The organism is Christiangramia portivictoriae DSM 23547 (assembly GCF_000423045.1).
Lineage (GTDB): Bacteria > Bacteroidota > Bacteroidia > Flavobacteriales > Flavobacteriaceae > Christiangramia > Christiangramia portivictoriae.
Genome location: NZ_AUHF01000001.1, coordinates 662604 through 685863 on the forward strand (window position 1 = coordinate 662604; position 23260 = coordinate 685863).

The 23260-nt window shown below is 40.6% G+C and carries 21 protein-coding genes; 10 read left to right on the plus strand and 11 right to left on the minus strand.

From position 1 onward, the window contains the following. Window positions 1-2: 2 nt before the first annotated feature. A complete protein-coding gene (tsaB, locus tag G529_RS0103185) occupies window positions 3-662 on the plus strand; it encodes a tRNA (adenosine(37)-N6)-threonylcarbamoyltransferase complex dimerization subunit type 1 TsaB (protein WP_026914163.1) in 660 nt (219 codons plus the stop codon). Here the strand turns inward: tsaB and G529_RS0103190 are convergent, their stop codons facing one another. Continuing rightward, window positions 663-1529, minus strand: a complete 867-nt coding sequence (locus tag G529_RS0103190) for a mechanosensitive ion channel family protein (protein ID WP_026914164.1) — start codon at window positions 1527-1529, stop codon at window positions 663-665. It lies immediately after the preceding gene. A 77-nt stretch (window positions 1530-1606) separates the two neighbouring features. Next, window positions 1607-3643, minus strand: a complete 2037-nt coding sequence (locus G529_RS0103195; protein ID WP_026914165.1) for a thioredoxin domain-containing protein — start codon at window positions 3641-3643, stop codon at window positions 1607-1609. Between the two features lie 152 nt (window positions 3644-3795). Here G529_RS0103195 and G529_RS0103200 point away from each other — a divergent pair, with 152 nt between their 5' ends. Continuing rightward, window positions 3796-6066 (plus strand): inorganic phosphate transporter, encoded by a 2271-nt coding sequence (locus G529_RS0103200; RefSeq protein WP_026914166.1) that lies wholly within the window; start codon window positions 3796-3798, stop codon window positions 6064-6066. Between the two features lie 59 nt (window positions 6067-6125). On the opposite strand, the gene G529_RS0103205 is transcribed toward G529_RS0103200, so the two are convergent. After that, window positions 6126-7040: a NifU family protein gene (locus G529_RS0103205; RefSeq protein ID WP_026914167.1), complete on the minus strand. Its 915-nt coding sequence runs from the start codon at window positions 7038-7040 to the stop codon at window positions 6126-6128. 10 nt (window positions 7041-7050) lie between these two features. On the opposite strand from G529_RS0103205, the gene G529_RS0103210 reads away from it, so the two are divergent. Continuing rightward, on the plus strand, window positions 7051-8148 hold the full coding sequence (locus G529_RS0103210) for a PorP/SprF family type IX secretion system membrane protein (RefSeq protein WP_340139870.1): 1098 nt from the start codon (window positions 7051-7053) through the stop codon (window positions 8146-8148). Here the strand turns inward: G529_RS0103210 and murI are convergent. From murI to G529_RS0103250, 8 genes are all read right to left on the minus strand, one after another. After that, complete coding sequence (murI, locus tag G529_RS0103215) at window positions 8145-8936, minus strand: glutamate racemase (RefSeq protein WP_026914169.1); 792 nt, start codon at window positions 8934-8936, stop codon at window positions 8145-8147. The two genes, G529_RS0103210 and murI, sit on opposite strands and share 4 nt — an antisense overlap. A 70-nt stretch (window positions 8937-9006) precedes the next feature. Beyond that, entirely contained in the window at window positions 9007-9516 is a 510-nt protein-coding gene (locus G529_RS0103220) for an OmpH/Skp family outer membrane protein (RefSeq protein ID WP_026914170.1), read from the minus strand. 31 nt (window positions 9517-9547) lie between these two features. Continuing rightward, the gene (locus tag G529_RS0103225) at window positions 9548-10357 is read right to left on the minus strand and encodes an OmpH/Skp family outer membrane protein (RefSeq protein WP_026914171.1); all 810 of its coding nucleotides are present in this window, start codon (window positions 10355-10357) and stop codon (window positions 9548-9550) included. Between the two features lie 32 nt (window positions 10358-10389). Beyond that, window positions 10390-13014: a BamA/OMP85 family outer membrane protein gene (locus G529_RS0103230; RefSeq protein ID WP_211220648.1), complete on the minus strand. Its 2625-nt coding sequence runs from the start codon at window positions 13012-13014 to the stop codon at window positions 10390-10392. A gap of 7 nt (window positions 13015-13021) precedes the next feature. Next, window positions 13022-13762 carry an isoprenyl transferase gene (locus G529_RS0103235; protein WP_026914173.1) on the minus strand — a complete coding sequence of 247 codons (741 nt, stop codon included), beginning with the start codon at window positions 13760-13762 and terminating at the stop codon, window positions 13022-13024. Further along, complete coding sequence (gene porG / locus G529_RS0103240; RefSeq protein ID WP_026914174.1) at window positions 13763-14461, minus strand: type IX secretion system protein PorG; 699 nt, start codon at window positions 14459-14461, stop codon at window positions 13763-13765. It abuts the gene before it with no gap. 100 nt (window positions 14462-14561) lie between these two features. Further along, window positions 14562-15446: an NAD kinase gene (locus tag G529_RS0103245; RefSeq protein ID WP_026914175.1), complete on the minus strand. Its 885-nt coding sequence runs from the start codon at window positions 15444-15446 to the stop codon at window positions 14562-14564. Window positions 15447-15450: 4 nt separating this feature from the next. Next, a complete protein-coding gene (locus tag G529_RS0103250) occupies window positions 15451-16107 on the minus strand; it encodes a CBS domain-containing protein (protein ID WP_026914176.1) in 657 nt (218 codons plus the stop codon). A gap of 89 nt (window positions 16108-16196) precedes the next feature. Between G529_RS0103250 and G529_RS0103255 the strand changes: the two genes are divergently transcribed. The 7 genes from G529_RS0103255 to clpP all read left to right on the plus strand — a co-directional run bounded on the left by G529_RS0103255 (window position 16197) and on the right by clpP (window position 23245). Beyond that, window positions 16197-16910 (plus strand): pyridoxine 5'-phosphate synthase, encoded by a 714-nt coding sequence (locus G529_RS0103255; RefSeq protein ID WP_026914177.1) that lies wholly within the window; start codon window positions 16197-16199, stop codon window positions 16908-16910. 1 nt (window position 16911) lies between these two features. After that, entirely contained in the window at window positions 16912-17673 is a 762-nt protein-coding gene (locus G529_RS0103260; RefSeq protein ID WP_026914178.1) for an alpha/beta fold hydrolase, read from the plus strand. Between the two features lie 120 nt (window positions 17674-17793). After that, window positions 17794-19053, plus strand: coding sequence for an OmpP1/FadL family transporter (locus G529_RS0103265; protein ID WP_026914179.1), 1260 nt, complete (start codon window positions 17794-17796; stop codon window positions 19051-19053). 8 nt (window positions 19054-19061) lie between these two features. Then, entirely contained in the window at window positions 19062-20621 is a 1560-nt protein-coding gene (locus G529_RS0103270; RefSeq protein ID WP_026914180.1) for an SGNH/GDSL hydrolase family protein, read from the plus strand. Window positions 20622-20707: 86 nt separating this feature from the next. Continuing rightward, a complete protein-coding gene (locus G529_RS0103275) occupies window positions 20708-21049 on the plus strand; it encodes a phage holin family protein (RefSeq protein WP_026914181.1) in 342 nt (113 codons plus the stop codon). Between the two features lie 85 nt (window positions 21050-21134). Continuing rightward, window positions 21135-22457: a trigger factor gene (gene tig, locus G529_RS0103280; protein WP_026914182.1), complete on the plus strand. Its 1323-nt coding sequence runs from the start codon at window positions 21135-21137 to the stop codon at window positions 22455-22457. A 110-nt stretch (window positions 22458-22567) separates the two neighbouring features. Then, window positions 22568-23245, plus strand: coding sequence for an ATP-dependent Clp endopeptidase proteolytic subunit ClpP (gene clpP / locus G529_RS0103285; RefSeq protein ID WP_026914183.1), 678 nt, complete (start codon window positions 22568-22570; stop codon window positions 23243-23245). Window positions 23246-23260 lie beyond the last annotated feature (15 nt).

A 23260-nucleotide genomic window follows, 5' to 3' on the forward strand; every position in this document is an offset into this window, starting at 1 on the left:
ATTTGGCAACTATTTTATGTCTTGAAACGGCTACGACCAACTGTTCAGGTGGTCTTTCTCTGGATGGAAAACTAATTAGCCTCAAAGAAGACAATACCAAAGGGTATTCCCATGCTGAAAAACTACATCTGTTTATTCAGGATGTATTAAAGGATTCTGGGAAAACGCTTCAGGATCTAGACGCCATCGCTATTAGCAAAGGTCCGGGATCGTATACAGGTTTGAGAATAGGAGTATCAGCTGCCAAGGGTTTATGTTTTTCTCTTAACATTCCAATGATCTCTGTGCCAACCCTGGATTTACTGGCACAACAATTAAAGAGCGAACCTGGAATGAAGATCGCCATGCTGGATGCCAGAAGAATGGAAGTCTATGCTGCTGTTTTTTCTGAAGATCTAACGCAGGTACGCGATACGAATGCTGAAATCCTGGATGAAAATTCTTTTGCAGATTACCTTCAGAAGTCCAGGGTGCATTTCATTGGGAATGGCGTGGCGAAGTTCCGCGAGATCATCTCTTCTGAAAATGCTGTATTCCACGAACAAAAATTCCCTTCAGCTTCAGAAATGGCAGAAATCGCAGAGAGTAAGTACAAAAAAAGCGACACCGAAGATGTCGCATATTTTGAGCCTTATTACCTCAAGGATTTTTTGATTGGCTAATTATTCTGCCGATCTCCTGTCTCTTTCAGTTCCTCTCATTTTCGTTTGATCATACAGGTAAACATCTCTTTGTGGATAAGGAATGGTCATTCCGGCTTCCTCGAGTCTTATTTTACCTTCTTCGATCATATACCAGTGCAGATCCCAGAAATCTGGTAATTCAGCAAAATAACGTACAGAGAAGTTTACTGAACTGTCACCAAGTTCAGAAACAATGATCTGTGGTGCCGGATCTTTCAGAATTTTTTCCTGTTCCATCACCATATTGGTAAGGACTTCTTTCGCTTTCTTAATATCATCATCGTAAGAAATCCCGAAGCTTAGGTTTTCTTTACGAGTTTTATTGAAGCTGTAATTCGTAATATTATCATTGCTTAGTTCTCCATTTGGGATCACAACTCTCTGATTCCCGAAGGTATCCAGTTTGGTATAAAACAAGGAGATTTCCACAACGCTTCCAGAAACTCCCTGTGCTTCGATCCAATCTCCAACCTTAAAGGGTTTTAAAACGATGATAAGCACTCCACCAGCGAGATTTGACAGCGAACCCTGCAAGGCCAGACCAATGGCAAGACCTGCGGCACCAATTGCGGCGACAAGAGAAGCGCTCTCCACTCCAAGCTGCGTGATCACCAGTACGAATAAAAGTACTTTTAGACCCCAGCTAGCTGCATTTACAGTAAATTTTTCAAGTGTAGGATCATAATCCTTCTTGTCGAATAGTTTCTTTAAATATTTTACAATGAGTTTAATCACCCAAAGTCCTACAAGCAGCAGCACGATCGCACCGATTAGCGTAGGGAGATAATCGATAAATTTGTTAGCGTATTCTTTCGCGATTTCGCCGTAGTTGTTCAACTTGTCCATTCTTTTTTATCTAATTTAAGTTCAAGCCCCTATTCTAAAAAATTAGAGGGCATATCCTGTTTATTTTTTGTTAAAAATTAAATCATCTGTTCCAAAGCATCCCTGAAGCTACGAACTGGAAGCTGGCATTTACCCTCTTCACAAATATAGATCAATGATTCGCCGCTTTTTAACCGTTCTTTTAAAATGCCAAGCTCAGACTCTTTTTTGGTAGCAGCGAGCACTTTATTTGGTACATAATACTGCTGGAAATTTTCACTCAATTTTTCTGCATTGTTTCCAGTGATCGCGATCTCGTAAAAAGGATGAGTAAAATTCAGTAATAACATCAGCCAGTTGGAGTAGGATTGTGCATAATCCTTGATCTCTGGTAGTACCGCCTGCAACATTTGTTCGGCCCGGTTAACATAGGCTGTATTGCCAGTAAGTTTACCCAGCCTGTAGTAATTATGCGCCATAACCGAGTTGGCTGCGGGAATTACATTATCCTGTACATCGATGAGCCTGTTGATCAACGCCCGATCTCTGGAGGAGGTAAAATAAAATAACCCGGTTTTATCGTCATTAAAATCCTGCTCCACTATGCCAAGCAAAGTTTTCGCTACGTCGAGAAATTTTTCATCGAAGCCAGCCTCGTAAAGATCCAGTAGCGCCTGAATCACAAAAGCATAATCCTCAAGATACCCGTTGATCCTGCTAGTGCCGTTTTTATAGGTATGGAAGAGTCGGTTATCTTCCTGAACGAGGTTTTCCAGAATAAACTTTATGGCGGCTTCAGCTTTTTTAAGATACTCTTTCTTCTGAAGTGCCTGAAAAGCATGACAATATCCACTAATCATCATCGCATTCCACGAAGTAATGGATTTATCGTCAAGTCCGGGTTTCGACCGTTTAGATCTTTCAGACCTTAATTTTTTCTGAAGCTCTTCCAGATTGATGTTCAGATCATCCCAACTTAGTTGGAGTTGGGCTGAAAGTTCCTCGAGGCTCTGAGTTCGAATAAGGACGTACTGATCTTTTTCCCAGATTCCGAAGGAATCAATACGGTAAACCTGGGAGAAGAATTCAAAATCATCCTGAAGAATTTCCTTTAGTTGTTCTTTGGTCCAAACATAAAAAGCACCTTCTTCAGATCGTCCATCACCATTTTCACTATCGGCATCCAGCGCAGAGTAAAATGCTCCAGATTCATCCTGAAGATCATTTTCTACAAACTTGAGTGTGTTTTCAACCACCTGAGCATACCACCTGTTATTCGTGATTTTATACAAATTTGCATAGGAGCTTACCAGTTGCGCATTATCGTAAAGCATTTTCTCGAAATGCGGTACGTGCCATTTTTCATCTACAGAGTACCTCGAGAAACCTCCATCTAGGGGATCGTAAACGCCTCCCCAGGATATTTTATTAAAAGTATGCTGCACATATCCTAGAAGTTCTGAGTCCTTTTCCTGACGGGCAAATCTTAATAAAAAATCATAGTTGGATGGCATCATGAACTTAGGACTCCTGTTGTACCCGCCATTTTGATGATCCATGACAGATTTCCATTTTGATAGAATCCCCTCAAAAAGAGAGCTATCCAGATTTTTCTGTACTTCAGGCGTATTGATGATCTGCATTTGAGACATCCCGTCCTCAAGTTTGGCGGCATATTCCAGAAGTTTCTCTGGTTGCTGCTCAAACAATCGGGCGATTTGAGTAAGCGCAGATTTCCATTGCTCCTTTTGGAAATAAGTACCGCCCCATACCGGTCTTCCATCGGGCAAGGCGACCACATTCATTGGCCAGCCTCCCATCCCGGTCATTGCCTGTACCGCGTTCATGTAAACCTGGTCTACATCGGGTCTCTCCTCGCGATCTACCTTTACAGAGATGTAATTTTCATTCATGATGGCAGCTACTTCGGGATCTTCAAAACTCTCATGCTCCATTACATGACACCAGTGACAGGCTGAGTATCCTACACTTATTAAAAGCAGTTTATTCTTCTCTACAGCTTCCTCCAGAGAGCGATCGTTCCAGGGACGCCAGTCTACAGGGTTATGTGCATGCTGCAGGAGATATGGACTGCTTTCATCGATAAGCTGATTGGTATGCTTATGGTTTTTCATAATTGTGTGAGGATAGATTTGATCTACAAAAAGCTAAAATTAAGACGATTGTGGCGGCAGATGCCGCTTATTCTTAATCTTTTAATAACTTTAACACCTCTGTAATTCCAGCAAATTGTTGGAGTTTTGCAGACTGAAAACAGATCTATCATATGGAGGACATTTATATCGTAATGCTTGTGGCGCTTTTCGCCCTCGCCATTACAGATCTTGTAGTAGGAGTTAGCAACGATGCTGTAAACTTCCTGAATTCAGCTATAGGATCCAAAGCGGTCTCTATGCGTACGATCATGATCATTGCAAGTATAGGAGTTGCCGTGGGAGCGATATTTTCAAGCGGACTCATGGAAGTTGCCCGAAAAGGGATCTTCATGCCGGGCCAATTCTATTTTGAAGAGATCATGATCATTTTTATGGCAGTGATGATCACAGACGTGTTGCTACTCGACTTTTTCAATTCCCTGGGATTGCCAACCTCCACCACGGTTTCGATCGTTTTTGAATTACTAGGTGCCGCGGTTTGTATGGCGGTGATCAAGATCTATACCCAGGATAATGGAGACTTGGGCTTACTTCAGAATTATATAAATTCATCCAAGGCAACCGAGATTATTCTAGGAATTCTGCTCGCTGTTGTCATCGCATTTATCGTTGGAGCTTTTGTCCAGTATATTTCCCGACTCATATTCTCCTTTCAGTTCGAGAAGAAGGTGAAATACGTGGGAGCTGCATTTGGCGGGTTTTCACTTACGGCAATTCTGTATTTTATTGTGATCAAAGGCTTGAAAAGTGTTTCATTCATTGCTCCCGAAACGCTGGCTTTTATCAATGAGAATACCTGGCTGATTGTCCTGATTGGCTTCATAATCTTCACGCTGATCTCACAATTTTTAATGAGTATTCTTAAACTGAATATTCTACGAATCATTATCATCATTGGAACCTTTGCGCTGGCTTTGGCCTTTGCTGGAAATGATCTCGTGAATTTTATTGGAGTTCCCATTGCCGCATGGCAGTCTTTCGATCTTTGGCAGTCGGCTTACAATGCCACCGGTGCCATGCCATCAGAATTTTTGATGACCGGCCTTTCAGGAAAGGTCAATACGCCAGAGTTGTTATTAGTCTGTGCCGGAGCTGTTATGGTCATCACATTATGGTTTTCCAGTAAAGCCAAAACAGTGGTAGATACAGGAATCAATTTATCCAGGCAGGGAGATTCAGTAGAAAGGTTTGAGCCAAACTGGCTTTCCAGAGGAATCGTAAGATATTCTGTAATGATTGGTGGCGGGGTAAGTGCCATTTTACCCAGCGAATTGAAAAACAAGATCGAGAATAAATTCAGCAAACCGGCTTCACATTTACGTAGCAGGAGGGTGGATGCCCCCGCTTTTGATATGGTTCGAGCTTCAGTGAACCTTGTAGTCGCCAGTGTGCTTATTTCTATTGGAACCAACATGAAACTGCCGCTTTCCACAACTTATGTCACCTTTATGGTCGCCATGGGTACTTCGCTTGCAGATAGAGCATGGGATAGGGAAAGCGCCGTTTATCGTGTGGCTGGAGTACTTAACGTTATTGGTGGCTGGTTTGTAACCGCGATCGTTGCTTTTACCGCCGCCGCAATTTTTGCCTCTATTATTTTCTATGGAGGTACAATCGCCCTGGTGGTCCTGATCATCGCAGCTCTCGTGGTGGTGGTAAGAAGCAGTATTCTGCATTCCAGGGAAACGAAGAAAGAGAACGAGAAAAAGAAATTTAATAAAAGCGACATCATTACGATCAATGAAATCACTGCGGAAACTTCAGAAAATATTTCCAGGGTGATTGGCGGTATCGATAAAGTGTATTCTAAAAGTGTGGATCATCTGGGCTATTATGATCTGGGTAAACTGAAGAAGAATTACAAGCGAATCGAGAAACTGGAAGTGGAAGTGGATGAGCTGAAAGACAATATTTTTTACTTCATTAAATCTCTTGATGAAAATTCTATTGAAGCCAGTAAGTTTTATATCCTAACGCTGGATTACCTTCAGGATATGGTTCAGTCGATTAGCTTTATCGCCAGGAACAGTTACAACCACGTACATAACAATCATAAGAACCTTAAGTTTAACCAGATTCGAGACCTTAAAAAGGTAGACGATCGTCTGCAGGTTCTTTTCGATGAGCTTATGGTGACTTTTAATCATAATGAGTTTGATAAAATCGATGCATTGCTGGATGAAAAACAGGAATTGCTGGATTATGTAAGTGACCTTATTCAGAAGCAGATCGAAAGAATAAGAACTTCTGAGTCCAGTCCAAGAAATACCAAGCTTTACTTTGGGATATTACTGGAAACAAAAGATCTTATTGGTTCCACGATGAATTTGCTACAGCTCTTTCAGGAATTTTATCAGGAGGCAAGAAAAACCAGTTACTAAAATAAAAATCCCTTCAACTGAAGGGATTTTTAAATATTACTGGATAGTGTAAAAACGTTCTAGCCATTGATGGCCTCCACGTATTGCACTTTATCCCGAAGCATATCTCTAAGCATTGTTTCAATTCCGCTTTTAAGGGTCATGGTAGAAGATGGACATCCACTACACGCACCCTGCAGGATCACTTTTACGGTCTTATTCTCTTCATTATAGCTGTCAAAAAGGATATTTCCTCCATCACTGGCGACCGCAGGTTTGATGTATTCGTCAAGAATTGCGATAATCTGCTGGCTGGTATCGTCCAGTTCCTTGTAGGCAGCATCATCATTTTCTTCCTGCACCTTCTCAGTCTCCTGCGTTTTAATAGTCTCTGCAGTGAGAACCTCATTTCCATCTTCAATGTAATTTCGAATAAACTCACGCAGTTCCATGGTAATCTCATCCCATCCCGCAATATCGTACTTATGGACTGAAACATAGTTCTCGTCGATAAAGACTTCCTTTACGAAAGGAAAATGAAATAATTTTTGAACTAAAGGCGCATTCTTCGCGTCGTCGATGTTTTTAAATTCAACCGACTTTAATACAAGTTTCTTGTTCGCAACAAATTTCATTACTGCCGGATTGGGCGTGCTTTCAGCATAGACTGTTACTGGGACTTTACCGGTGGAGGTCTTTTCTTCTCTGATCACTTCACCACCTTTGTTGAGGTATTCTTCAATTTGATCTGCTACTTCCTGCTGTACATCGCTCCACTCCACGATATCATATTTTTCAATAGCAATAAAATTTTGCGCGATATATACCGTTTTAACAAATGGAAGATAGAATAATTGCTGGGCTAGGGGAGAACGCTTCGCCTCGTCGATATTCTTAAATTCGAAATTTTCATGACGCGTCAGGAACCTGTTGGCTTCAAATTTTACAATGGAAGCCGTGGTTGTAGGGACTATGTTGATATTAAAATCTTTCATCTCAAAATTTTTGGCAAAAATACTAAAGAAAAACTACGTAATACATATATTTACAGCCTTTATGGCGAATTGGGGAACTCTTACAAGAGGTCTTTTACGGCTCTCTTATCAAATGATTTTATGCACTTTTGCTTCATTTGCATTGTGGAATTCCACGAAGCTGAATGCCCAGGAAGTGATCCCCACCTATTCAGATTATTTAACCGATAATCTTTACCTTATTCATCCCAGCATGGCTGGCGCTTCAAACTATGATCAACTGCGCATCACCGGTAGAACGCAATGGTTCGACGTACAGGACGCTCCCAACTTACAGACCGCCGCAATTAATATGCGTGCTACCGATAAAATAGGTCTTGGAGGAATCATGTTCAGAGATGAAAACGGGAACTATTCAAAACTGGGTGCCTATGCTACTTTTGCCTATCATTTGATGTTTTCGCGTAGTACCGTCGATCTAAACCAATTGTCTTTTGGAATTAGTGCAGGTGTTATTCAGCATAGACTGGATACCAGCGGTTTTACAACGTTCGATCCTCTGGTTGGCAATAACCAGTCTGACCTATTCGGGAACATAGATGTTGGAGCTTCCTATTACGTTAATGACCTATATTTTCACCTTGCTGCAAAAAATATACTATCGGTTAGCAGAGATCTGTTTTATTCAGATGCGGTGCCTAGTAATATGAGAAAGTATTTATTCTCTGCCGGATATGTTTTTAGCTTCGACCGTAATAGTGACTGGAGTTATGAGCCTTCGATCCTGTTTCAGGCCAGGGAAGCTACCGAGGAAATGGCAATAGATGCAAATATCAAAGCCTACTATCAACTTGATAATAGCAGGTTGTGGGGTGGAGTTTCTTACCGGAACAGTTTCGAGAGTGCTGAGATTACAGGAGATGGGGAGGCCATTGCCAATCAGCAATTGCGTTACATTAGCCCGTTTGTTGGAATAGATTATAAAAAGTTTGTCTTTGGCTACACCTTCAGTTACCAGCTAAATTCTCTCGTGCTAAGCAACACAGGATTCCATCAGATCACTCTGGGCTATAACTTCGGAAAAAGCCGTCAGCGTTATGACTGTAAATGCCCGGCAATCAATAATTAGAAATCCAGGGTATCTACCTTGTAATTGTGCACTTCCGAAGAAATAATGGAAGCGAGCACCAGTGGGTTAGCATTCGAATAGAACAGGTTACTGCTGTTTGCTGATGTTTCATTTAACAAATCTTGAGCAGCAAGAATACTTTTGGTTTGTTTTGCCACTGCTTCTCCAGAATCTATGATCTGTACCGAATTGGGTAATATTTCTCGCAGCACTGGAATAAGATAAGGGTAATGGCTGCAGCCTAGAACGAGATGATCTATTCTGGCTTCAAGCATTGGTTGTAGTAAATAGAGCAGAAGATCTTTCATCTCCGGGCTATTCGTTTCTCCGGCTTCGATAAGTTCCACGAGTCCGTTTCCCTCCACTTCGACTACCTGTATATCTTTGGTATATAATTCACTGGTCTGTGCGAAAAGTTCACTGGAAAGAGTTCCCCTGGTTGCCAGAATCCCTATGGCCTTATTGGTGCTCTTTAATGCGGCAGGTTTAATCGCCGGTTCGATGCCTATAAATGGAACTTTGTAGGAGTTTCTAAGAACTTTAATAGCATTGGTAGTGGCAGTGTTGCAGGCAACGACAATAAGTTTGCAATCGAGCTCCAGAAGTTTTTCCGTGTTTTTGACGGAAAGAGCTATGATTTCTTCCTGGGTTTTTAATCCATAAGGAGCGTTTTTGCTATCAGATAAATAGATGGTATTCTCATAGGGAAGGAGTTCGTGTATCTCTTTCCAGATGGAAGTTCCTCCAACTCCCGAATCAAATATACCTATAGGCTGCATCTTATTCATAGACTTCTAAAATAAAAAAACTGCGCACTAAGTGTACGCAGTTCAAAAATTTTATTGAAATGTAATTCAATTACAGTCCTAAATCTTTCTTTACATCTGTAGTTAGATCATACCCATCAGCTAGAAGCACACCTGTTCCAGTTGTAGAGTCCAGTACGTAATCGTATCCTTTCGCTCTTGCTACTTTCTGAATGCTGGCACGAACTTTTTCAAGAACTGGTCTTAGAAGATCAGTTTCTTTTTTCTGAAGATCCTGTCTTGCTTTTGCGCTATGTTCCTGGATTCTTCTTTGAGCAGCCTGAATCTCAGCTCCTCTTTTCTGATTCTCTTCATCAGATTTTGTGTTAGCTTCAGCTTCGTAACGCTGCATGGTACTTTGAGCTTCAGATAACATATCCTTGATCTCAGCATCATACGTTTTCTCAAGTTTCTGAAGTTGATCCATTGCACTCTTGTATTCCGGGAGTGACTGTACCAACTCCTGAGTAGCGATATGAGCAACTTTAGACTGTGCGTTTGTAAAAGCAGTAGCGCCAATCATTAAAGCTAAAGCTATAAAAAGTGTTCTGAATTGTTTCATTGTAATCGTCGTTAAAAATTAAAGTTTAAATTTAGTTTATAGTATCATTCTTAGTTTCGCGTGCTTTCAGCAAAGAATCCCTTTTACGTTCTCTCTCGGCCAAAATTTTTGCACGTCTTTCTTCAAATTCCTTTTGCCTGGCAAGCTTTAAAGAATCCCGTTCTTTTTTTCTGGCTTCGATCAGGGCTTCACGTTCAGTCTGGCGTTCTTTAACCAGTTCTTCACGTTCAGTAATTTCTGCATCCTGTTCCACTGTTCTGTTCTCTTCACGTTCAAACTGCTCTACTTCGTTACGGCCCTGTAACTGCTCACGATTTGCGGTACGTTTAATGGTTCGTAATACCGTTTCGCTTACATCATACTGCCTGTCTGCATAGATCATTCCAACGTCTGAAGTCCGGTCGAAGATAAAATCAAAATTTCTGTTTTCAGCAATTTGCTGGACCGCTGTGAAAACCTGATCCTGAATTGGTCTTACCAATTGCTTCTTTTGAATCATATAATCACCATTGGGACCAAATCGCTTTTGCTGATAGTCAAGGACCTGTTGCTCCATATAAGAAATTTCATCTTCACGCTCTTCGATCAGTTCTCTGGTTAAAAGAGCTTTCTCATTGTCAAGTTTGGAACGCATGGCCTCAACAGCGCGCATTTTAGTTTCTGCTTCCGCTTTCCATTCCTGAACACGGCTTTCCAGTTGCTTTGAAGCTTCCTGATATTCCGGAACGTTTTCAAGAATATATTCCATATCGATATAGCCTAATCGAATGGTCTTTTGAGCCGTCGCTGTAGTAAGACCTATCAACAGAAATATCAGTATGAATTGTATTCTTTTTTTCATTCAGATCGAATATAGAAAATATCGTGCCAATTTTAAAATTGTTGACCTATGATAAAGTGTGTTTCCCATCCATTAGGACCAGGCTGACCACCTACGATCTCGTCGAAACCATATCCAAAGTCAATCCCTAGTAATCCAAAGGTTGGCATGAATACTCGTAGTCCAACTCCGGCAGATCTGTTCAACTGGAATGGGTTGTAGTCTCTGAAGTTATCATACGTCGCACCTGCTTCAAGGAATGACAATGCATAGATGGAAGCAGCTGGTTTCAAGGTAATGGGGAATCTAAGTTCAAGCGAAAATTTGTTATAGATCACAGCTCCATCATCTCTATCATTGATACCTCTATCGATTGGCACAACCGACTGGTTTGGATATCCTCTTAACTGTATGGTTTCCCTTCCATCAAGACTGAAGGCTCCAAGACCATCACCACCTAGATAGTAACGTTCAAATGGCGGAATACCTCTCTCACTATTGTAAGCTCCAAGGAATCCAAATTCAGCATGCGTACGAAGTACAAGATCACTGCTTGGACCAAAGTTAGCCAAAGTCTCATACCAGCTTCCAGCAAGTTTAATTTTATAGAACTCCAGCCAGTTATATTTCTTTTGATCTACTTTCTCCTGGTCTGGAACAGAGTTTTCAGAAGTCACCCTGTTTCCGTTGTTATCGATCAGGTTGCCGTTGTCGTCTCTCAACTGGTATTCCGGATCATTTTCAAGGTTTCCGTAGTCTACACCATTCCAAAGAGAGTAAGGAGGAGTGAATTTCGCGGTAAAGTCGAATTTAGATCCCTGTGTTGGGAATATTGGGTTAAAGGCTGTATTGTCCCTTGTAATTCCCAACTGGTAATAAAGGTTATTTGAGTGACCATCCCCAAAGGTAAAAAGTCCAGTATTGTAATTGTTAAGATCGTATCTCTGAAAACCAACTACGTTTGAGATCGTAGCGTACTGGTCTGGCTCTCTAAGTCTTTTTCCAAGACCTATGCTTACCCCAAGAATATCGAAACTTCTGGTCTTATCTGCTTCTCTCTCCACATAATCGAATAGAAACTGTCTGGTATAGCTGAAGGAAGTAGATAAACTAACCGGCTCTTCACCACCTAACCACGGCTCTCTGAAGGATAAGCTGTAAGTCTGGTAGAATGTACTGGCCTGTGCCCTTAAAGATAAGGTCTGTCCATCTCCCATGGGGATAGGGTCGTAAGCATCTTTGTCAAACAAGCCTTGAATGCTGAAGTTGTTGAAGGATAATCCCAGGGTTCCAATAAAACCACCACCTCCGTAACCACCTTGTAGTTCGATCTGGCTGGCTCCCGATTCCACCACCTGGTATTCCAGGCTTAAAGTTCCTTCCCTTGGATCTGGATCTACAAATTCAGGATTTAATTGTTCTGCATCAAAGAATCCCAGTGCACCCAATTCACGAATGGTGGAAACCACAGCCTGCTGACTATATTTCTGTCCTGGCTTGGTTCTCATCTCCCGATAGATCACATGATCTTTGGTCTTGTTATTTCCAGTAACTCTAATCTCATCGAAAAAAGCTTCTTTTCCTTCAAGGATCCTTACTTCAAAATCGATCGTATCATTATAGACATTCGTTTCTACAAGATCGATATTAGAGAATAAGTATCCATTATTCTGGTAGATATTGGCGATAGACGTTTTGTTTGGTTCTCTACTTTGAATTCTTTCATCAATAAGCACTCCGTTGTAAACATCGCCTTTTTCAACTCCCAAAGCCTTACTAAGCTGTTCATCTGTATAAGCAGCATTCCCCAGGAAATCAATATTGCCAACATAATAACGATTCCCTTCCTCAATATCGAGCTTAAGGCTGATGGTTTCTTTGTCGTTCTTGATAAGGGTGTCTGATAGAATTCGAGCATCCCGAAAGCCTTCTTCTTTGTACTTGTTAATAAGAGAAGTCTTGTCTTCCTGGTAATCTGCGCGAACAAACTTGGATCGCTTCCAGAACCTGATAATGTTCTTTTGTTTTGTGTTTTTCATGTTTCTCTTCAGCTTGGCGTCTGATAGCTCATCATTGCCTGTGAAGTCGATACTCTTGATCTTAACACGATCTCCCTTGTTTACATTTACAAGCATATTCACCTTGTTGGCGCCGGTAGTATCATCTACAGGTTTTGTTTGTATGTAAACATCGGTATTAAAATAACCTTCTTTCTTATATTTATTCTGAATATAATTCCTGGTTGTGGTAATTAGGTTTTCTGTTACTTTGGCGCCGGGTTTAAGGCTGTTTTCATCTATAAGTTCGTCACGGTCACTTTTCTTCTTTAAACCTGTGAATGTTGTTTGATTAAGAACAGGAACTTCCTTGATCTCCAGTTCGAGATCTGCTACGTTGCCCTCAACATTGGTGATATAGAAGTTGATATCACTAAACAGATCCAGAGACCAGAGCTTATTGATGACATTTCTCAACTTTTCACCCGGAATATAGATCTCCTGTCCAGATTTTAGGCCGGTATAGGTAAGGACCGTCTTTTCGTTGTAGGTGGTGGTTCCGGTAACTTTTATTTCTCCAATGGTGTATTTTTTAGAATCTCCCAGTGGCAGGTCCTGTGCTTTGGCAGCTATACTGAAAATGAAAAAAAATGCGAAAAGTGTAAAAATCTTTTTTGTCATGGATGCACTAACTGAGTTGCTCACTTGTTTTTCCAAATCGTCTTTCTCTGTTTTGATAGTTGTATATGGCTTCAAAAAGGTCTTCCCTTCTGTAATCTGGCCATAAGATTTTCGTAAAATACAATTCAGCATAAGCAATTTGCCATAAAAGGAAATTACTAATGCGTTGCTCGCCGCTGGTCCTGATTAATAGATCAACGTCTGGTAAATTTTGGGTGTAAAGATGCTTATTTATAACTGATTCGTCAATAGCTTCAATGGATAATTCCCGCTTGCTTACCTTCTCAGCAATTTGTTTGAAACAGCTGGTGATTTCTTCTCTGCTTCCGTAGCTTAACGCCAAAGTAAGGGTCATTCTTGTGTTGGATGATGTTTTTTCTATGACATCCAGTAATTCTTTTTTCGCTTTCTTCGGAAGATTGGAAATATTCCCTATACAATTCAGGCGAATATTGTTGTCCTGAAGTGTTTTAATTTCCTTTTTAAGGGATGAAACCAGCAGTTTCATAAGGGTATCAACTTCCAATTTTGGCCTGTTCCAGTTTTCCGTAGAAAATGCATAGAGCGTAAGATTTTTTACGCCAATTTCAGCACAGCCTTCTACAGTATCCCTAACAGCTTTGGTGCCTTCTTTGTGACCTGAAGCTCTCAGAAAACCTTTTTGTTTCGCCCATCTACCGTTGCCATCCATAATAATGGCCACGTGTGCGGGTAATTTGTCAAGGTTTAATTTGTCTTTATAGTTCATCTAAAAGCAGTAACATGGCTTGCGCCCAAAAGTAAATGTGAATGACAAACCGGTAAATACATACCAGTCGTTCGTGTTTCTATTACCAAATTCCAGTGCAGGCTCTCTTCGGTCTAAATATTCTTCAGGCCAGCTTCCATCCAGATTATCGGTTAATGTGTAGCGCGCACCAATTTCCAGCGCGCCTATAATATGCTCAGTAATAGCCTCTTTATAGCCAAATACCATTGGAATAGCAAATTCCCAGTTTGTACCCTCATTAGATAAATTACCAGCTCGGCCATCTTTCAGGTAGACATGATCTGCCTTGAAATAAGTGATACCGGTGTATATATAAGGTGTTTTTTGTGGGAGTGGCTCAGAGAGGTCGAAATCCCAGAAATTAAATTCCAGTCCCAGCGAAGCTTCAGCAATGGTATTGTCAAAAGAATAACCTCGCTGCTGTCTCCTGGTGTCATTGGATTCTGCATCATCTGCAGAAATTTTGGCATATAATAAGGATAATCTCCAGGCGTGTCTGGGACTGCCATTCCACTTAGCCATAAAACCACCAACAGGAGTATTTGGGAGTATAAAAGTTGTTTTTCCAACATCACCTATAAAATTGGCACCACCTGCAAAAACTCCAACTTCATATTTTTGAGAGTAGGAATTTCCGGTAATAAAAGCCATTATGATAAATGCGATCAGGTACCTCATAGGTTTTCAAAAGTTTGCAAATATAACAATTCTACTTGCCCTGCAATAATTTGAGCAGATTTGTACATACGTATAAACAACAAATGATTTTTTTTATTGCTTAATTCCGTTTGTCTTCGCCCCATAATAATTTTTTTCGCAGTGTATTAAGGAAGCTGTCTTCGGTTAATTCTACGAAATTAATGCAGTAGGGTGCTTTTGAAATTTCTATTTCAGTATCATTTTCCAGGGTGGCGATACGGGAATCCATAGATACCAGGTGTGTTTTCTCACGGCCGGATACTTTTAATTTGATCCTGGTGCCATCCTTAATGACCAGGGGGCGCGCATTCAGATTATGTGGTGCAATGGGCGTGATCACCAGGGAGTCTGCGTCTGGTGTGATCACCGGGCCACCACAGCTAAGAGAATATCCGGTGGAGCCAGTGGGAGTTGCAATAATGAGACCATCTGCCCAGTAAGAAGTAAGATACTGGTCATTCAACCAGGTGTCTACCGTGATCATGGAAGTGGTGTTTCTTCTGCTTACAGCAATTTCATTCAATGCAATCTGGGAAAAAACCGGATCCTGATCTTTAGTATTGGTTTTGATCGTGAGTACAGAGCGCGGTGACAATGTAAATTTCTTTTCCAGGATCTCGTTTAGCGTGCTTTCTATTTGTTCTTTCTGGATGGTAGCCAGAAAACCGAGTCTTCCAGTGTTTATTCCCACAATGGGAATATTCAGATTTCTAATGTAGTTAATGGATTTTAGTATGGTACCGTCTCCACCTATGGAAAAGAAAAGATCAAAGGAATTGTCCAGTTCTTCAAATGCGCTAAATTGTCGGTACTCCTTTTCGATGGAATTATGATCGTGGATCATTTGAAGAAAGTTTTCTTCGATCAAAACCTCTACATTCTTCTCATCAAGCAAATTAAGCAGTTGTCCTATATAGTAGCCTGCATTTTCATGATAGAACTGGCCGTAAATACCTATTTTCATAAACTTATATATTCAGGTATTTGTCAAGATATTTTGACCTGTCCTTTAAATTCTTATTAAAGGTGTCTTCCTGATGTTCCGAAATTATAATATACCCGTACCTTCTAAATGATTGAATGATCTCTGTCATTCCCGAAGGTGATATTTTCATGGTGATCTGGGCCATATCGTTTTCTATTTTGGAAACAAATGTTCCCAGTAAATATGCGTTATTGGATTCTACGATCTGGCTAACCTCCCCAAGTGTGTAGTCTTTAAATGCTTTTTCAACCACCAGAATATTCCCGGGCTCATGTAAGAAAGGTGTTTCCTTGAACAAGGAAATCATTTCGTTCAACTCTACATAACCAATATAAAGATTCTCATCGTTGAGTACAGGTAATATGTTGGAATTGTTCTGGGCAAAGGCTTCCAGGCTGTCCAGCCAGTAATTGCTTTCCCTGGCAAAAAATCCTTCGAGCGCGTAACGATAATCGCCAAGTGTCTTTTCATTATCGAAACAACGAACATCATTTTCTGAAATGCAACCAATATAAATACCGTTTTCCGCTACGGGAAGATGTGTGTAGGTAAGCTGATTAAACAATCTGTGAACATCTCCAATCTTTTCTGAAAGGCTTAAGATCTCCACATCATTTAAAATGTATTCCTGCAAACTCATATGCTCCATTCCTTTTGTGCAAATTAATCAAAATAATATTCAATGAAGCAGGCTGCACTTTGTATTTTTGTTAATAAAAATAAGCGAAAATGACGCAATTAAGTGTAAATATCAACAAGATCGCCACCTTAAGAAATGCACGAGGAGGGGATGTTCCCAACGTGCTGGAGGCAGCGAAAAATATCGAAAAGTTCGGGGCTGAAGGGATCACGGTTCATCCCAGACCAGATGAGCGTCACATTCGATATGCAGATGTGAGGGAGTTGAATCCTGTACTTACTACAGAATTTAATATTGAAGGAAAACCAATTCAGCAGTTTATAGATCTTGTCCTGGAGGTAAAGCCTGCACAGGTCACCCTGGTTCCAGATGCTGAGGATGCCATTACTTCCAATGCGGGATGGGATACGATAAAGCATCGGGATTATTTGCGTGAAGTAATTTCAGAATTTAAACAACATGGAATACGTACTTCGATCTTTGTAGATCCAGAACTAAAGATCATTGAAGGTGCTTCTAAAACCGGTGCAGACAGAATCGAACTTTATACAGAGCAATTTGCCTTAGATTACGCTAAAGGAGTGAAAGATCCCGCAAAATCTTACGCTGCCTGTTCCAGGCTGGCTCATGAGCTTCAGCTGGGAGTTAACGCGGGTCATGATCTCTCGCTGGAGAACATCGGGTACTTCAGTAAAAACGTGCCACATCTGGATGAAGTGTCCATAGGTCATGCTTTGATTTCCGAAGCATTATATATGGGTCTGGAAAAAACGATTCAGCAATATTTAAAATTACTGCGCTAAGATGAAATTACATTCGGTTATACTGGGAGAAGGGCAACCCTTATTAATATTGCATGGATTTCTGGGAATGTCTGACAATTGGAAAACTCTGGGTAAAAAATTTGCCGACGACGGCTTTCAGGTTCATTTGATTGACCAGAGGAATCATGGAAAGTCACCGCATAGTGATGAGTTTTCATATAGTTCCATGGCGCAGGATATTGTGGAATACTGCGGGCAGCATGGTCTTAAGGATATATATCTAATGGGGCATTCCATGGGAGGGAAGACCGCAATGCTTACAGCTTGTGAAAATGAGGAACTCGTAAAGAAACTGGTTGTAGTGGATATTGCACCTAAATATTATGCGCCGCATCATCAACAAATTCTGAAAGGCTTAACGGCTCTGGATCAGGCACAACTTAGCTCCCGTGGAGATGCCGAAGACTTTTTGGGAGCATACATTAAGGAGCCTGGAGTGAAATTATTTCTTCTGAAGAATCTGTACTGGAAAACCAGGGAAAAACTTTCACTACGAATGAATCTCGATGTTCTGAAGGATAAAATTAATAATTTAGGTGAAGCCTTATACTCTGGAGCCATGTACAAAGGGCCAGTTTTGTTCATAGATGGAGAGAAGTCTGATTATATCACGGAGGCAGATCAGCAGTTGATCAAGGAGCATTTTCCAGAAGCTGAAGTTTCCACGATATCTGGAGCGGGCCATTGGGTGCATGCTGAGAATATGAAAGACTTTTATGTAAGGGTATCAGAATTTCTTTAAATCTGCGGTATTTTATTATGTATGCATAATAAAATTAAATGTATTGTTGCATAATATCTATTTTATGCTATTTTTGGCAAGAGCATTTTAAGATATATTAAATATAATCCTACTTAAATTATGAAAAGACTATTTTTACTTAGCCTGTTTATGTTGGCGGCGGCTACAACCTATGCCGGAGGTTACAGGGTAAGTCTACAGGGTCAGCGTGGTCTCGCTATGGGGCACACCGGAGTTGCAGTTGTTAACAACGCAGAACTTGCGTTCTTTAACCCTGCCGGACTGGTTTTCCTTGAGAACAAGATCAATGCCTCTGTTGGTGTAAGTGCCGTATTCTCTGATGTAGTATGGCAAAATGATGAATTCGGGCAGGTAGAAAGAACAGATAGCCCTGTTGGAACGCCTTTTTATGCGTATTTTTCTTATAAGTTGAATGACAGGCTTAGTCTTGGACTTGCTGCCTATACCCCTTATGGAAGTGCGGTTGAGTGGGATAAGGATTGGGCAGGATCTCACCTTGTGAATGATATTGAACTGGCTGCTATTTATGTGCAGGCGTTAGCTTCTTTTAAAATCACAGATAATTTAGCTGTAGGTGGAGGACCAATCTATGTTAGCGGCTCTGTAAACTTTAACAGAAACCTGGACAGAACATTAAGTGACTTTGAAGGAAACCGTACGAATGTTACAATAGATGCTTCTAATGTGAGTGCATTTGGATGGTCTGCAGGAGCTATGTGGAGTCCGGTAGACAGCCTTCGAATTGGAGTAAACTACCGCTCAGAAATATTGGTGGAAGCTGAAGATGGTGATGCAGATTTTGAAAATGTTCCAAATTCTCCTTTAACTCCTTTTAGTGACACACAATTTGATGCGACCTTACCGCTTCCAGCAGAGTTGAGCATTGGTGTTTCTTATCAATTGAACGAGCAGTGGTTATTCGCTTTCGATTATAACAGAACTTTTTGGGATGTATACAATTCACTGGACGTAGATTTTGCAAACCCAAATATTCCAGATTCATTTAACCCAAGAGCTTATGAAGATTCCAACAATTATAGATTTGGAGTTCAGTATACGGCAAATGAAACTTTTACTTTGAGAGCAGGGTACTATTTCGATGGTTCTCCAGTACAGGATGGATATTTCGCGCCAGAAACTCCGCGTAATGATTCCAACAACTTTACAGGAGGTCTTTCCATTAATGTAACCGATAATGTGGCTATTGATGCGGCATTCCTATATAGCAGGTTTAAAGAAATAGACGCTACTTATTCTCCAGATCCATCTGAATTTCCTGATTATGAAGGAGCACCTTTTGGAGGAACTTATAAGTCTAGCGCATTTGTACCAGGTCTTGGTGTAACTATTAAAATTTAATTGATAAAATGAAGAACTATTTTAAATATATGGCAATTCTGGCACTGGGAATCGTTTCCTGTGAGCCAGAACTAGAAAATTCTATTGAGGACGGAGATGTTTATACGAATGGCGAAGCAGATTTCTCCAACTATGTTGCACTTGGAAATTCGTTAACTGCAGGATATGCTGATGGCGGACTTTATGTCACCGGGCAGCAAAACTCTTTTCCGAACATTCTTGCTGAGAAGTTTAGCATGGTACAGGAAACAGGTGAATTCCTTCAGCCTCTCGTAAACGATAATACAGGAGGTTTGCTTTTGGGTGGAAACCAGATTACTCAAAATAGATTTGTATTAGCGGTAGGAGCAAATGGTCCATCTCCAGCAAGATACACTGGAGCTCAGCCTACAACCGAAGTAAGTAATAAGCTATCAGGGCCTTTCAATAACATGGGTGTGCCTGGAGCTAAATCCTATCACCTTGGAGCGCCAAATTATGGTAGCGTAGCCGGAGTTGCTGCGGGTACTGCAAATCCATACTTTGCAAGATTTTCAAGTTCTGAAAGTGCTACGGTTCTTCAGGATGCTCTTGCTCAGGATCCAACATTTTTTACATTGTGGATAGGAAACAATGATGTATTAGGATATGCGACCTCGGGTGGTGTAGGAGAATACCAGGAAACTGAAACCAATCCTGCACTTTATGCAGATGGGGATATCACAAACCCAGTAATCTTTAATGCAGTATATGGTCAATTAGCGAGCTCTTTAGCTGAAACGGCTGATGGTGTACTCATTAATATACCAGATGTGACTTCAGTTCCATTTTTTACAACAGTGCCTAACAATGCGTTGGCATTAGACGCTGCAACAGCAACACAATTAACTCAGTATTTCCAGGCTGTATCTGGAGTTTTAACTCAGGTGCTAATTGGTCAGGGTGTTCCTGCTCCACAGGCTCAAGCATTAGCAGGACAGTATGCGATCACTTTCAATGAAGGACCTAACAGATTTTTGATCGATACTCCTGTGACTCAAACAAATCCTTTGGGATTCCGTCAAATGACTGAAGAAGAATTATTAGTCCTAACCATTGATCAGGGCGCTCTTGCAAGTGGTTATGGATCTGTACAGTTCACTCAGGCTGTAGGTGAAGTAATTGCGGTGCTACAAGCTGGTGGAATGCCAACTGAAGCTCAGGTGAACACATTATTTGGTGCGGTAAGCGGTATCGATGACAAGGATGTGCTGGATAGTGAAGAGCTTGCAAACATTAAGGATGCAACCACTAAATTCAATAACTCGATCCAAACCTACGCAGATCAATTTGGTCTAGGTTATGTAGACGCAAATGCATTGCTAACGCAATTGGATAACGGAGGCATTTCTTTCGATGGTGGTAGTGTGAATTCTAATTTTGTAACAGGTGGAGCATTTTCCCTGGATGGTGTGCACCTTACACCAAGAGGTTATGCGATCATCGCCAATGCAATCATTGATGAAATTAATGCAACTTATGGTTCTAACGTGCCTAAGGCCAATGTTGGAGCTTATGGAACTGTAACCCTAAGCCAGGACGTGCAGTAATATTAAAATTGACATAAATATTAAAGAGACCGGGTTTTGCCCGGTCTTTTTTTTGCAATTTTACCAGCAAATCAATCAACAAAACCATGAAATTATTATTAAGACTTTTACTTACAGCTGTTGCTGTGGTCATATTGGCCAAGATTTTACCAGGTGTTTCTGTAGATAGTTACTGGACGGCAATCATCGTTGCAATAGTCCTTTCTTTGCTTAACTTTATAGTAAAGCCAATCCTGGTGCTTTTTACATTGCCTGTTACCATATTAACTCTGGGCTTATTTCTTCTAATCATCAATGCGATCATCATATTTATGGCAGATGGATTTATTGACGGCTTTGATGTAAGTGGATGGTTTATGGCGATAATTTTCAGTTTATTGCTTTCCCTGTTCCAGTCGGTACTATTTTCTATTCTGAAATCAGATTAGATTTAACTGAATTTCAACAAATTGAAAGTTTGCAGACTTTAAGAAAAAGCGTAATTTTGCACTCCAATTTTTATATAAGATCAAAATGAATATTACCAGAGAGAATATTGATGAATTAAATGCGGTAGTAAAAGTTGATATCGCAAAAGAAGATTACGCCGGTAAAGTAGATAAGATTTTAAAAGATTACCGTAAGAATGCCAATATTCCCGGTTTTAGAAAAGGTCATGTGCCAATGGGAATGGTCAAAAAGCAATACGGGCAGGCTGTTTTGGTGGATGAGGTGAACAAACTTCTTCAGGATAGTTTGAATAAATACCTTACGGAAGAAAAGTTGGATGTTCTTGGAAATCCACTTCCGAAGGAACAGGAGAATTTCGACTGGGATCGTGATAACTATTCTTTTGAGTTCGAATTGGGACTTGCTCCTGAATTTTCAGTAGACCTTGATCTGAAAGATCCGGTAACAAAGTACAATATTGTTGCTGATGATAAAATGGTGAACGATCAGGTAGAAAATATTCAGAAGCAATATGGTAAGCTTAAAACCAAAGATGAAGTAGAGGAAGGGGATACCGTTGCGGGAACCTTTAAAAATGAAGAAGAAGGTATTGAGAATGATACCACTATCGAACTTACAGCTATCAAAGGAAAAAGAAATCTTGGAAAATTTGTAGGAGCGAAAGTTGGAGATACTCTAAGCCTGAAAACTAAAAATCTATTCGAAGATGAGCATGCTCTTGTAAACCATCTTAACATAGACCAGGAAAAAGCGAAGGATCTTGATACCGAAGTGAAATTTACCATTTCAGAAATCAACGAAAGAGAACTTGCAGATCTTGACCAGGAATTGTTCGACAAACTTTTTGGTAAGGACAAGGTAACTTCAGTGACTGAGTTAAAAGATAAGATCAAGGAAGATGCAGCGAAGCAATTCGAGCAGCAGAGCGATCAGCAATTAATGAATGACATTACTGAAAAATTGATCGAGAACACGAATTTCGAACTTCCGAAGGAATTTCTTCAGAAATGGATACAGACAGTTGGTGAGAAACCACTAACAGATGAGGAAGCTGCTGAAGAGTACGAAAAAAGTGAGAAAGGTCTACGTTACCAGTTAATCGAAGGTAAAGTGGTGAACGATAACGATCTTAGTGTGGACTTCAATGATCTGAAAGCTTTTGCTACTCAGAAGATCAAAGAGCAAATGGCGCAATTTGGTCAAATGGATCCTTCAGAAAAAGAGCTCGACGATATCGCTGCAAGAATTCTTTCTAACCAGGATGAGGTTAAAAGACTTTCAGAGCAGTTAATGAACGAGAAACTTCTCAAATTTTATAAGGAAAACATGAAATTTGACGAAAAGGAAGTGACTTACGAAGAATTTGTGAAAGCAATCTATAAGTAAGCCTTTTTAGGATATATTAATTATCTTTAAGGCGTTAACTCAACCCGAGTAACGCCTTTTTTGGTTTTATACGGGAAATTGTTTAAGATTAGAAAAATTCAAAAAAATTGATGGACTACGGAAAGGAATTTCAGAAATATGCTGTTTCAGATCATAACATCAACAGCAATTATTACGATAAAATAGTAAGCAGTATGCTTCCTGTGGGGATGACTCCTAATATCATTGAAGAGCGACAAATGAATGCCGTAGCAATGGATGTTTTTTCCAGATTGATGATGGACAGAATTATCTTTTTAGGAACAGGAATCAATGAGCAGGTTGCCAATATTGTACAGGCCCAGTTGTTGTTTTTGGAGAGTACAGATGCTTCCAAGGATATACAGATATATATTAACTCGCCGGGAGGTAGTGTGTATGCCGGATTGGGGATTTACGATACCATGCAATTTATAAAGCCTGATGTGGCGACGATTTGTACTGGAATGGCTGCGAGTATGGGGGCTGTTCTATTATGTGCAGGTGAGGCTGGCAAGCGAAGTGGTTTGCCTCACAGCCGGGTGATGATTCACCAGCCTATGGGTGGCGCACAAGGTCAGGCAAGTGATATTGAAATTACAGCACGAGAGATCGTAACCTTAAAAGAAGAATTATATAAGATCATTGCAAAGCATTCAGGACAATCTTATGAGAAGGTCCACGAGGATAGTGACCGTGATTACTGGATGAAAGCTGAAAGAGCGAAGGAATACGGGATGATCGACGAAGTACTAAAAAGAGACGCATAATTGTGCACAACTTCC

Bases quoted from the DNA above. Each gene is read 5' to 3' on its own strand.
- G529_RS0103230 (WP_211220648.1), bottom strand. From the start codon at position 13,014: ATGACAAAAAAGATTTTTACACTTTTCGCATTTTTTTTCATTTTCAGT.
- G529_RS0103235 (WP_026914173.1), bottom strand. From the start codon at position 13,762: ATGAACTATAAAGACAAATTAAACCTTGACAAATTACCCGCACACGTG.
- G529_RS0103245 (WP_026914175.1), bottom strand. From the start codon at position 15,446: ATGAAAATAGGTATTTACGGCCAGTTCTATCATGAAAATGCAGGCTAC.
- G529_RS0103275 (WP_026914181.1), top strand. From the start codon at position 20,708: ATGAAATTATTATTAAGACTTTTACTTACAGCTGTTGCTGTGGTCATA.
- G529_RS0103250 (WP_026914176.1), bottom strand. From the start codon at position 16,107: ATGAGTTTGCAGGAATACATTTTAAATGATGTGGAGATCTTAAGCCTT.
- G529_RS0103225 (WP_026914171.1), bottom strand. From the start codon at position 10,357: ATGAAAAAAAGAATACAATTCATACTGATATTTCTGTTGATAGGTCTT.
- G529_RS0103205 (WP_026914167.1), bottom strand. From the start codon at position 7,040: ATGAAAGATTTTAATATCAACATAGTCCCTACAACCACGGCTTCCATT.
- G529_RS0103260 (WP_026914178.1), top strand. From the start codon at position 16,912: ATGAAATTACATTCGGTTATACTGGGAGAAGGGCAACCCTTATTAATA.
- G529_RS0103190 (WP_026914164.1), bottom strand. From the start codon at position 1,529: ATGGACAAGTTGAACAACTACGGCGAAATCGCGAAAGAATACGCTAAC.
- G529_RS0103200 (WP_026914166.1), top strand. From the start codon at position 3,796: ATGGAGGACATTTATATCGTAATGCTTGTGGCGCTTTTCGCCCTCGCC.
- tig (WP_026914182.1), top strand. From the start codon at position 21,135: ATGAATATTACCAGAGAGAATATTGATGAATTAAATGCGGTAGTAAAA.
- G529_RS0103255 (WP_026914177.1), top strand. From the start codon at position 16,197: ATGACGCAATTAAGTGTAAATATCAACAAGATCGCCACCTTAAGAAAT.
- G529_RS0103270 (WP_026914180.1), top strand. From the start codon at position 19,062: ATGAAGAACTATTTTAAATATATGGCAATTCTGGCACTGGGAATCGTT.
- porG (WP_026914174.1), bottom strand. From the start codon at position 14,461: ATGAGGTACCTGATCGCATTTATCATAATGGCTTTTATTACCGGAAAT.
- clpP (WP_026914183.1), top strand. From the start codon at position 22,568: ATGGACTACGGAAAGGAATTTCAGAAATATGCTGTTTCAGATCATAAC.
- G529_RS0103195 (WP_026914165.1), bottom strand. From the start codon at position 3,643: ATGAAAAACCATAAGCATACCAATCAGCTTATCGATGAAAGCAGTCCA.
- murI (WP_026914169.1), bottom strand. From the start codon at position 8,936: ATGAATAAGATGCAGCCTATAGGTATATTTGATTCGGGAGTTGGAGGA.
- G529_RS0103265 (WP_026914179.1), top strand. From the start codon at position 17,794: ATGAAAAGACTATTTTTACTTAGCCTGTTTATGTTGGCGGCGGCTACA.
- G529_RS0103220 (WP_026914170.1), bottom strand. From the start codon at position 9,516: ATGAAACAATTCAGAACACTTTTTATAGCTTTAGCTTTAATGATTGGC.